Here is a 298-nt window from a genome sequence, read left to right as displayed (position 1 = left end):
AAGAGTAATCATTTAATTTCTCCTACAAAACACCAGATATCATTTCTCGCAACTCAACTTCCAATTTCATCGCTCGCCCCATCATACTACTTCTGAAACCAGGAACAACATCTACTCCACCTTTTTATACTGAGCCCATTCTGAGTAAGTTTTAGCGCCGCGCGAGGTATTAGCAGTCTCACTCAACCCATGAAAACTAGGCTTGTAATTCAATATCTCGCCTTGCTGTTCAAATGTCAATTTATCAAATCTTTTCATTTCTGTAATCGTCTTCATCGGGACGATATGATCAGCATGC

The 298-nt window shown here is 39.9% G+C and carries 1 pseudogene; it reads right to left on the bottom strand.

The features are described from left to right. Nucleotides 1-111: 111 nt before the first annotated feature. Nucleotides 112-298 (bottom strand): annotated as a pseudogene (locus SB717_RS34955) (hypothetical protein); the annotation flags it as partial.

Source organism: Priestia sp. SIMBA_032 (assembly GCF_046535215.1).
Taxonomy (GTDB): Bacteria; Bacillota; Bacilli; order Bacillales; family Bacillaceae_H; genus Priestia; species Priestia aryabhattai.
Note: the sequence above shows the minus strand (reverse complement) of the source record. Positions and strands in the feature narration are given on the sequence as shown.